Origin of the sequence: Amycolatopsis sp. SID8362 (assembly GCF_010550475.1) — a bacterium.
Taxonomy (GTDB): domain Bacteria; phylum Actinomycetota; class Actinomycetes; order Mycobacteriales; family Pseudonocardiaceae; genus Amycolatopsis; species Amycolatopsis eburnea.
This window is the reverse complement of the sequence record NZ_JAAGNB010000183.1, coordinates 1-11,063: the sequence shown is the minus strand read 5'-3', so window position 1 is coordinate 11,063 and position 11,063 is coordinate 1. Positions and strand designations below refer to the sequence as shown.

General features: G+C 68.3%; 6 protein-coding genes and 1 rRNA gene. 4 read left to right on the top strand and 3 right to left on the bottom strand.

Annotated elements, in window-relative coordinates; translation table 11 throughout:
* The 3 genes from G3I65_RS06705 to G3I65_RS06695 all read right to left on the bottom strand — a co-directional run.
* Nucleotides 1–440 (bottom strand): asparaginase (locus G3I65_RS06705; RefSeq protein WP_160695305.1); only part of this gene is annotated, 440 nt, incomplete at its 3' end.
* Complete coding sequence (locus tag G3I65_RS06700; RefSeq protein WP_160695304.1) at nt 437–1,858, bottom strand: amino acid permease; 1,422 nt, start codon at nt 1,856–1,858, stop codon at nt 437–439. The genes G3I65_RS06700 and G3I65_RS06705, both read right to left, overlap by 4 nt.
* Nucleotides 1,855–2,502 carry a FadR/GntR family transcriptional regulator gene (locus G3I65_RS06695; RefSeq protein ID WP_160695306.1) on the bottom strand — a complete coding sequence of 216 codons (648 nt, stop codon included), beginning with the start codon at nt 2,500–2,502 and terminating at the stop codon, nt 1,855–1,857. Before G3I65_RS06695 ends, G3I65_RS06700 begins: the two co-directional genes overlap by 4 nt.
* Before the next feature lie 356 nt (nt 2,503–2,858).
* Here G3I65_RS06695 and dnaE point away from each other — a divergent pair, with 356 nt between their 5' ends.
* From dnaE to G3I65_RS06675, 4 genes are all read left to right on the top strand, one after another.
* Entirely contained in the window at nt 2,859–6,446 is a 3,588-nt protein-coding gene (dnaE, locus tag G3I65_RS06690; protein ID WP_160695303.1) for a DNA polymerase III subunit alpha, read from the top strand.
* Between the two features lie 67 nt (nt 6,447–6,513).
* Nucleotides 6,514–7,989, top strand: a complete 1,476-nt coding sequence (locus G3I65_RS06685) for an MFS transporter (protein ID WP_160695302.1) — start codon at nt 6,514–6,516, stop codon at nt 7,987–7,989.
* Nucleotides 7,990–8,409: 420 nt separating this feature from the next.
* Nucleotides 8,410–9,597 carry a low temperature requirement protein A gene (locus G3I65_RS06680; RefSeq protein WP_160695301.1) on the top strand — a complete coding sequence of 396 codons (1,188 nt, stop codon included), beginning with the start codon at nt 8,410–8,412 and terminating at the stop codon, nt 9,595–9,597.
* 357 nt (nt 9,598–9,954) lie between these two features.
* Nucleotides 9,955–11,063 (top strand): 16S ribosomal RNA (locus G3I65_RS06675); the annotation flags it as partial.

The window sequence follows — 11,063 nt, the reverse complement described above, 5'->3', positions numbered from 1 at the left end:
TCGGCCGCCCAGCCGTTCAGCTCGCAGGTCGCGAGCATCGCCGCGTGCTTGCCGGAGCAGTTGTGCGCCAGGCGGCTCGGCGCGCGGCCGGTCGCGATCCAGTGGTCGCGCTCGACGGGGTCGTACGGGAAGTCGGCCGGGTTGCCGAGTGCGCCGGGGGAGCGGCCGCCGAGGACGTCGAGCGCGGCGTCGAGGTGCATCGGCTCGCCGGAGTGGCTGGCCGCCGCGATCGCGAAGCCGGCGGGGGACAGGCGCAGGCCGAGCCGCGCCATCGCCGTGGCCTGCAGCGGTTTCGCCGTCGACCGCGGGTACATCGGGGCGTCCGGCTCACCCGCGGCGAACAGCGTCGAGCCGTCCGGCGCGAGGACGACGAGGGAGCCGTGGTGCACCCCTTCGACGAGACCGTCGCGGACCAGCTCGACCAGGGGTTCGTGGCTCACACGCCCTCCTCGTCGAACGCGCGCATGTCGATCCGCTTGCGCACGGCGAACCAGCCGGCGACCAGCGCGACCAGGATCGCGGGCAGCGCCAGGAGGGTGATCCGGCCGGTCTCGTCGAAGCCCATCAGGACGACGACGGCGGCGAGGAACACCAGCGTCGCGATCTCGGTGTACGGCGAGAACGGCAGCCGGAACGACGGCCGCTCGACGCCCTCGCGCTCGGCCTTGCGGACGAACAGCAGGTGGCAGAGCACGATGATGGCCCAGGTGGCGAGGATGCCGATCGCGGCGAAGTTCAGGACGATGTCGAAGGCGTCCTTCGGCACGACGTAGTTGAGCCCGACGCCCAGCACGCAGACGGCCGCGGTGAGCAGGATCCCGCCGTAGGGGACGTGGTTGCGGTTCATCACGCCGGTGAACTTCGGCGCCGAGCCCGCCATCGCCATCGACCGCAGGATCCGGCCGGTGGAGTAGAGGCCGGAGTTCAGGCTGGACAGCGCGGCGGTGAGCACGACCAGGTTCATCACGCTGTCCGCGGCGGGCACGCCGAGGTGGGACAGCACGGTGACGAACGGGCTCTGGTCCTTCGTGTAGGAACTCCACGGCAGCAGCATCGCCAGCAGCACGACCGAACCGACGTAGAAGACCGCGATGCGCCACATGATGGAGTTGATCGCCTTCGGCATGATCTTCTCGGGGTTCTCGGTCTCGCCCGCCGCGACGCCGACCAGCTCGACCGAGGCGTAGGCGAACACGACACCCTGGACGATCAGCACCATCGGCAGCAGCCCGGTGGGGAAGATGCCGCCGTGCTCGGTGATCAGCTGCGGGCCGGGTGCGGCGCCGTCGATCGGCGTCTGCGTCACCAGCAGGAAGATCCCGATCGCCATGAACAGCACGAGTGCGGCGACCTTGACGATGGCGAACCAGAACTCCATCTCGCCGAACAGCTTCACCGAGACGAGGTTGAGCGTCAGGACCACGGCGAGCGCGATCAGCGCGAGCACCCACTGCGGGACCGGCGAGAAGAACGACCAGAAGTGCGCGTAGAGCGCGATCGCCGTGATGTCGGCGATGCCGGTGGTCGACCAGTTGAGGAAGTGCATCCAGCCGGCGACGTACGCGCCCTTCTCGCCCATGAACTCGCGGGCGTAGGAGACGAAGGCGCCGCTGGAGGGCCGGTACAGGATCAGCTCGCCGAGCGCGCGGACGACGAAGAACGCGAAGAGCCCGCAGACGGCGTAGACGATGGCCAGCGCCGGCCCGGCTTGGGCGAGCCGGCCGCCGGCGCCGAGGAACAGGCCGGTGCCGATGGCCCCGCCGATGGCGATCAGGTTCACGTGCCGCGGCTTGAGGGACTTGCGGTAGCCGGCGTCGCCCGCGTCCGCGGTGGTGGCCGTCAGGGTCTGTTCGGTCACTGGTCCCCGTTCACGATGCTGGTCAGAGTGGCTTCGACGTGCGTGAGGTGCGCGGTCATGGCCTCGACGGCTTGTTCCTGGTCGCCGCTCGCGATGGCCGTGACGATCTCGCGGTGTTCGACGTTCGACTGCCGCCGCCGGTCGCCGAGCTGGTTCAGGAACGCGGACTGGCGGGCGAGCGCGTCCCGGATCTCCTCGATCACCTTCCCGAACACGGGGTTGCCCGAGGCCTGGGCGATGGTGATGTGGAAGAGCGAGTCGAGCGCGACCCACGCGGTGTTGTCGGTCTCGGCGTCCATCCGCTCGACGAGGTGGCCGAGCAGGTCGAGGTCGTCCTGGCTCCGCCGGGCGGCCGCGTAGCCCGCGACGGGGATCTCCACGTGCCGCCGCACCTCGATGAGGTCGCGGGCGGAGTACGGCCCGAAGGTCGGGTTCTCGGCGGGCCCGGTGGCGGTGACGAAGGTGCCCTTGCCGGTCTTCGACTCGGTCATGCCGAGGGCCTGCAGCCCGCGGAGCGCTTCCCGGATGACCGACCGGCTGACCTCGAACTCCCTGCTCAGGGACGCTTCGGAGGGAAGCTTCGCGCCGACGGGGTACTCCCCGCGTTCGATCAGCTGCCGCAGGTGGGCCAGCACGGCTTCCATGGCGCTCACCCGGCGAGGACCACCTTGTCCGGCTGTCTGGCTGTCAGACAGGTTCATGCGGGGAATGCTCGGTGCCGGGGCAGCGGCTGTCAACGCGGGGCCGGGCGGGTGTGGCCCACCTCACCGGACGACGTGAATGACTCATTCATGTCGTCGGAGGACAGGAATGAGTCATTCACGTCGTCGGAGCCCGCCGTCCGGACGCGCCCCGTGCCGTGATCACCACCGCCCGAAATGAGGGCGCGTCGCGCCACCCGGAGCGGGCCCCGGAGGCGCACAATCGAGCCCGGCGAGTGCGGGATAGGCTGGGGGACCCGGGCGCGCCGGTCCGATCCAGACAGGGGAGGTTTTCGCTGGTGTCGAACGATTCTTTCGTCCACCTGCACGTCCACACCGAGTACTCGATGCTCGACGGTGCGGCGAAGATCGCCCCCCTCTTCGCGGAGGCGGCGCGCCTCGGCATGCCCGCGGTCGGGATGACCGACCACGGCAACATGTACGGCGGCGACGAGTTCTACCAGCAGGCCAAGAAGGCCGGCATCAAGCCGATCATCGGCATCGAGGCCTACATCGCGCCGGAGAGCCGGTTCCACAAGAAGCCCGTCTTCTGGGGCCAGGCCAACCAGCGCGGCTCGGACGAGTTCGGTGAGGGCGGCGACGTCTCCGGTGGCGGTGCGTACACGCACATGACCATGCTCGCCGAGAACGCCACCGGGCTGCGGAACCTCTTCAAGCTGTCCTCGCTGGCCAGCATGCAGGGCTACTACCGCAAGCCCCGGATGGACCGCGAGCTGATCTCCGAAAACCACGAAGGCATCATCGCCACCACGGGCTGCCCGTCCGGCGAGGTGCAGACCCGGCTGCGGCTGGGCCAGAAGGAGGCGGCGATCCAGGCCGCGTCCGACTACAAGGACATCTTCGGCGCGGACAACTTCTTCCTCGAGCTGATGGACCACGGCCTGCCGATCGAGCGGTCGGTCCGCGAGGGCCTGCTCGAGGTCGGCCGCCTGCTCGACCTCAAGCCGCTCGCGACGAACGACTCGCACTACGTCACCAAGGACCAGGCGGACACGCACTCGGCGCTGCTGTGCGTCCAGGCGGGCAAGACCCTCAACGACCCGACGCGGTTCAAGTTCGACGGCGACGGCTACTACCTCAAGTCCGCCGCGGACATGCGCGAGTACTGGGACAAGGAGGTCCCCGGCGCGGCCGACACCACGCTGATGATCGCCGAGCGCGTCCAGTCCTACGAAGAGGTCTACGCGCACAAGGACCGGCTGCCGTTCTTCGAGGTGCCCGAGGGCTACGACCAGGGCGGCTGGCTGCGCGAGGAGGTCAAGCGCGGTCTCAAGTGGCGCTTCCCGGACGGCGTGCCGGACGAGTACTACAACGAGCGCATCGAGATCGAGCTCGACGTCATCATCGGCAAGGGCTTCCCGGCGTACTTCCTCATCGTCGCCGACCTCATCAGCTACGCCCGCCGGGTCGGCATCCGCGTCGGCCCGGGCCGTGGTTCGGCCGCCGGCTCGCTCGTCGCGTACGTCCTCGGTATCACGAACCTGGACCCGATCCCGCAGAAGCTGCTGTTCGAGCGGTTCCTGAACCCCGAGCGCGTCTCGATGCCCGATATCGACATCGACTTCGACGACCGCCGGCGCGGCGAGATGATCCGGTACGCGACCGAGAAGTACGGCGCGGACAAGGTCGCCCAGGTCATCACCTTCGGCACCATTAAGACCAAGGCCGCGATCAAGGACTCCGCGCGGGTCCACTTCGGCCAGCCCGGCTACGCGATCGCGGACAAGATCTCCAAGGCGCTCCCGCCGCCGATCATGGCGAAGGACATCCCGCTCTCGGGCATCGTCGACCCGAAGCACGAGCGCTACGGCGAGGCCGCCGAGGTCCGCGCGCTCGTCGAGACCGACGAAGAGTGCAAGACGATCTTCGAGACCGCCCGCGGCCTCGAGGGCCTGATCCGCAACGCGGGCGTGCACGCCTGCGCGGTCATCATGTCCTGCGACCCGCTGACCGACGCGATCCCGCTCTGGCAGCGCGACGACGGCTCGATCATCACCGGCTGGGACTACCCGTCGTGCGAGGCCATCGGCCTGCTGAAGATGGACTTCCTCGGCCTGCGGAACCTGACGGTCATCGGCGACGCGATCGACAACATCAAGGCCAACCGCGGGATCGACATCGACCTCGACACCCTCGGCGTCGACGACCCCGAGACGTACAAGCTGCTCGCCCGCGGCGACACGCTCGGCGTGTTCCAGCTGGACGGCGGGCCGATGCGTGACCTGCTCCGCCGGATGGAGCCCACGGTCTTCGACGACATCGTCGCGGTCGGCGCGCTGTACCGCCCCGGCCCGATGGGCATGAACGCGCACAACGACTACGCGGACCGGAAGAACAACCGGCAGAAGGTCAAGCCGATCCACCCGGAGCTCGACGAGCCGCTGCGCGAGATCCTGGCCGACACCTACGGCCTGATCGTCTACCAAGAGCAGATCATGCACATCGGCCAGAAGGTGGCCGGGTACACGATGGGGCGCGCGGACGTGCTCCGCCGCGCGATGGGCAAGAAGAAGAAGGAAGTCCTCGACCTCGAGTACGAGGGCTTCGAGGCCGGCATGAAGGCCAGCGAGCTGCGGCCCGGCGGCTTCTCGACCGAGGCGATCAAGGCGCTTTGGGACACGATCCTCCCGTTCGCCGGCTACGCGTTCAACAAGAGCCACGCGGCCGCGTACGGCCTGGTCTCCTACTGGACCGCGTACCTCAAGGCGAACTTCACCCCGGAGTACATGGCCGCGCTGCTGACCTCGGTCGGCGACAACAAGGACAAGTCGGCGGTCTACCTGTCCGAGTGCCGCCGCCTCGGCATCAAGGTGCTGCCGCCGGACGTCAACGAGTCGGCCCTGCGGTTCGCGGCCGTCGGGGACGACATCCGCTTCGGCATGGGTGCCGTCCGCAACGTCGGGGCGAACGTCGTCGAGTCGATCATCAAGACCCGCGAGGAGAAGGGCAAGTACGCCTCCTTCACCGACTTCCTCGACAAGTCCGAGCTCGTGGCCTGCAACAAGCGGGTCATCGAGTCGCTGATCAAGGCGGGCGGGTTCGACTCCCTCGGCCACACCCGGCTGTCGATGATCCAGGTCCACGAGGACGCCGTCGAAGCCGTCGTCCCGCTCAAGCGCCAGGAGGCGATGGGCCAGTTCGACCTGTTCGGCTTCGGCGGGGACGAGGGCGAGGCGGCCCCGTCGTCGTCGCCGCTCGCGCACCTGAAGTTCGGCGAGGAGGAGTACCCGCGCAAGCAGCTGCTCGCCTACGAGCGGGAGATGCTCGGCCTGTACGTCTCGGCGCACCCGCTGGACGGCGCCGAGCGGATCCTGCGCAAGCACGCCCCGAAGCCGATCGCCGCGATCCTCGCCGATCCGCCGCGGGAAGGCGAGATCGTCATCTCCGGGCTGATCACGTCGCTGGAGCGGCGGGTCAACAAGAAGGGCGAGCCCTGGGCGATCTGCACGGTCGAGGACATGGACGCCTCGCTCGAGGTGCTGTTCTTCCCGAAGTCGTACGCGCTGTTCTCGGGTGAGCTGATCGAGGACAACGCGGTGCTGGTCAAGGGCCGGGTCAACTGGCGCGAAGACAAGATGTCCATCTTCGGCGGCGGCCTCGCGACGCTCGACCTGTCCGAGGTCGGCACCGGCAGCGGCGACGACGAGCCGCCGCTGGTCCTGCTGGCCGCGGCGGAGAAGATCGACCAGTCGGTCGTCAGCGAGCTGCGGTCCACGCTGCTCGCGCACAAGGGCGAAACGCAGGTCCACCTCAAGCTGGTGGGGCGGAACCAGACGGTGTTCGCGCTCCACGACTACCCGGTGAAGGTCAGCTCGATGCTGATCGGCGAGCTCAAGGGCATCCGGGGCATCACCGCTTCGACGTGAGCCGCGACAAGGCGGGAGTCACGCGCACAACGCGCGCGGCTCCCGCCTTTCGTGTTTGCTGAACACGATGACCCACGAACCCGATCCCCGCCGCTGGAAAGCGCTTGCCGTCTCGCTGACGGCCGGGTTCATGGGCCTGCTCGACGTCAGCATCGTCAACGTCGCCCTCCCGTCGATGCAGGCGGGGCTGCACGCGAGCAGCGGCGGGATCCGCTGGGTCGTGTCCGGGTACGCGCTGGCGTTCGGCCTGGTCCTGGTCACCGGCGGGCGCCTCGGCGACGCGTTCGGCCGCCGGAACATGTTCCTCGGCGCCCTGGCCGCGTTCGTCGTCACCAGCGCGCTGGCCGGCGCGGCCCCGAACGAGACGACGCTGGTCATCGCCCGGCTCGCCCAGGGCGTCGCGGCGGGCATGCTGACCCCGCAGAACACCGGCCTGATCCAGGACCTCTTCCGCGGGGCCGAGCGCGGCCGCGCGTTCGGGATGTTCGGCGCGGTCGTCGGCATTTCGACCGCGGTCGGGCCGATCCTCGGCGGCGCCATCATCGCGGCCTTCGGCGCCCAGGACGGCTGGCGCTGGGTGTTCTACGTCAACGTCCCGATCGGCGTGCTCGCGTTCGCGCTGGCCCTGCGGCTGCTGCCGCGCAGCGAGAAGAAGCGGCTCAGGCTCCGGTCGGAGATCGACTTCGCCGGCATCGTGCTGCTGGCGATCGCGGTGCTCGGCGTGCTCCTGCCGGTCGTCGAATCCGACAACCACGGCCTCGCGCGGCTGTGGTGGCTGTTCCCCGTCGCCCTCGTCTTCGGCGCCGCCTTCGCGTGGTGGGAGCACCGGGTGTCCCGGCGCGGGCGGACGCCGCTGCTGGACACGCGGTTGTTCACCGGCACCCCGGGCTACGCCGCCGGCGCGGCGGTCGGCGCGCTCTACTTCTGCGGGTTCGCCGGGATCTGGCTGGTCTTCGCCATGTTCTTCCAGCAGGGGCTCGGCTACTCGCCCCTGCAGTCGGGGCTCTCGGTGACGCCGTTCGCGCTCGGCTCGGCGGTCTCCGCGGCCGTCGCCGGGCGGCTGGTGCCCCGCCTTGGCCGGTTGCTCACCGTGACCGGGCTGGCCGTGGTCGCCCTCGGCCTGCTGGTCGTCGCGCTGCTCGCCGAGCTGGTCCCGCCCGCGGCGTCCGGCTGGGCCTTCGCGCTTCCGCTGCTGTTCGCGGGTGTCGGCGGCGGGATGGTGATCTCGCCGAACACGACGTTGACGCTCGAATGCGTGCCGGTCCGGATGGCCGGCGTCGCGGGCGGCGCGTTGCAGACCGGGCAGCGGATCGGCACCGCGATCGGGACCGCGGTGCTCGCCTCGGTGTTCGGCGCGGTGGTCGGCGCCGGGCTCGCGTACCCGATCGCGCTGACCGTGGCGCTCTGCTGCGCGGCCGCCATGACGTGCGGCGCGCTGGCACTGGCGATCGCCGAGCTGCGGGCGCGCCGGCAACGCGCCTCGGTAGAGGAACGCGAGAAGCGGGAAGCCGAAACCTCGGCCGCGGACATCCAGCGAGGTTGAGAGACTACTTTCCGCAGATTCGCGATGCTCCATCCGGGTGACGAGCGCGCGAATTCTCTGGTGCTACGCAGAGCAACCGGGTAGATCTTATGGAGCCTTCACTGCGCGGCTTCGGCTACCGACAGTGGCAATCAGTCGGCCACCCGGGGATGGGGTGACCGGCTTGAGCGATCGAGGCGTCCGGAGTTCGAGGGAATGGACACACTCGGTCACCTTCCGTCCAGTGAGTCGTCGGCGTCCGCGGGGGACCGTCCGGCACTCGCGGAAGGGCTGCCCGCCGGTGCCGCCGGCGCGTGACGGCGCGGGCGGGCCCGGGTGAGGGGGAACCGGGCCCGCCCGTTCTTCGTGTCGCGGCTGGGCTCCGGCTCGTGATCATGCTGGGATGACGGCGTCCGAGAGACCCGAGCCCGGGGAGCACCGATGACCGAGCAGCCGTCACGGCCGGCGACCAGGGTGTGGCGCCGTCCCATGCGATCCCGTGACCGCGGCGAGCACCACCGCGTCGCGACGCCGCTGGAACTCCTGTTCGACCTCTGTTTCGTGGTCGCCGTCGGCCAGGCGGCCGCGCAGCTGCACCACGCCCTCGCCGAAGGTCATTTCGGCCACGGCGTCCTGTCCTTCGCGATGGTGTTCTTCGCGATCTGGTGGGGCTGGCTGAACTTCAGCTGGTTCGCCTCGGCGTTCGACACCGACGACGTGCCGTACCGGCTGGCGACGCTGGTGCAGATCGCCGGCGGCCTGACCGTGGCGGCGGCGGTGTCGAGCGCCTTCGAAGGCGACTTCCGGCTGATGGTCGCGGGCTACGTCCTGATGCGGCTGGCCCTGGTGGTCCAGTGGCTGCGCGCCGCGCGGGCCGACCGGGAGTGCCGGCCGTCCGCGCTGCGGTACGCGGCCGGCATCTCGGTGGTCCAGCTGCTGTGGGTCGCCTTCCTGTGGGTGCCGCACGGTGCCCAGCTGCCCGCGTTCGTCGTGTTCGCCGTCCTGGAGATGGCGGTGCCGGTGTGGGCGGAACGCCGGCACGGGACGACGTGGCACCCGCACCACATCGCCGAGCGGTACGGCCTGTTCACCCTGATCGTGCTCGGCGAGGTCATCCTCAGCGCGACGAACGCGCTCAAGGAGGGGACCGCCGAGCCGGGCCACCTCGGCGCGCTGATCTCGCTGGCCGCGGCCGCGCTCGTGCTGGTGTTCTCGATGTGGTGGCTGTACTTCGACCGCCCGGGCCACGCGCGGCTCGTCCGCCGCCCGACCATGTTCACGTCGATGAGCTGGGGCTACGGCCACTACTTCATCTTCGGTTCGGCCGCGGCGGTGGGCGCGGGGCTCGAGGTGGCGGTCGCCTACGACACGGGGACGCTGCACCTCGGCGGGGTGGCGGCGGCGCTGCCGACCACGGTGCCGGTCGCGGTGTTCCTGTTGAGCGTGTGGCTGCTGCACATCGGCCCGACCAACGAGTGCCGCCCGATCGCCATCGGCTTCCCGGTGACGGCGGTCCTCGTCCTGGCGGCGTCCTTCACACCGGCGCCCATCCACGTCACCGCGCTCCTGGCGGCCGCGCTCGTCGCGCTGACGGTCGTCGCGACGCACGGCGAGCCCCAGCCGGCGTGAGCGCCGATCGGTGCAGGTCAGCGGCCTGACGCGATAAAAGGGACCCCCCTGTGCGAGGGGGTTTCGGGGGCATGTAAAGTTCTCCAAGTCGCCAGGGAAACCGGGTGGCCGCCGGGAACACGAACCAAGCTCCCACAGTCGTGGTAGAGTGGGTGGTCCCGAACCAGGGTGGTATCCCTGGAACAAAGCTTGAAACAAAAGCCGAAGACCAAGGCGCTTCGCGGCGCGGCGGTCCGAAGTGTGTTGCTTGAGAACTCAACAGTGTGCTAGTGAACTAAGCCAGTAGAGCTTATATATGAAACCCCCTCGTCGGGGTTTCCTTTGAGAAGCAAGAAATTGCCTCGATTGAACTGTTCATTGTTGGAGAGTTTGATCCTGGCTCAGGACGAACGCTGGCGGCGTGCTTAACACATGCAAGTCGAACGCTGAAGCACCTTCGGGTGTGGATGAGTGGCGAACGGGTGAGTAACACGTGGGTAATCTGCCCTGCACTCTGGGATAAGCCTTGGAAACGAGGTCTAATACCGGATATCACAACTCTGGGCATCCAGGGTTGTTGAAAGTTCTGGCGGTGCAGGATGAACCCGCGGCCTATCAGCTTGTTGGTGGGGTAATGGCCTACCAAGGCGACGACGGGTAGCCGGCCTGAGAGGGTGACCGGCCACACTGGGACTGAGACACGGCCCAGACTCCTACGGGAGGCAGCAGTGGGGAATATTGCACAATGGGCGCAAGCCTGATGCAGCGACGCCGCGTGAGGGATGACGGCCTTCGGGTTGTAAACCTCTTTCGCCAGGGACGAAGCGCAAGTGACGGTACCTGGATAAGAAGCACCGGCTAACTACGTGCCAGCAGCCGCGGTAATACGTAGGGTGCGAGCGTTGTCCGGATTTATTGGGCGTAAAGAGCTCGTAGGCGGTTTGTCGCGTCGGCCGTGAAATCTCCACGCTTAACGTGGAGCGTGCGGTCGATACGGGCAGACTTGAGTTCGGTAGGGGAGACTGGAATTCCTGGTGTAGCGGTGAAATGCGCAGATATCAGGAGGAACACCGGTGGCGAAGGCGGGTCTCTGGGCCGATACTGACGCTGAGGAGCGAAAGCGTGGGGAGCGAACAGGATTAGATACCCTGGTAGTCCACGCTGTAAACGTTGGGCGCTAGGTGTGGGCGACATCCACGTTGTCCGTGCCGTAGCTAACGCATTAAGCGCCCCGCCTGGGGAGTACGGCCGCAAGGCTAAAACTCAAAGGAATTGACGGGGGCCCGCACAAGCGGCGGAGCATGTGGATTAATTCGATGCAACGCGAAGAACCTTACCTGGGCTTGACATGCGCCAGACATCCCCAGAGATGGGGCTTCCCTTGTGGTTGGTGTACAGGTGGTGCATGGCTGTCGTCAGCTCGTGTCGTGAGATGTTGGGTTAAGTCCCGCAACGAGCGCAACCCTTATCCTACGTTGCCAGCGCGT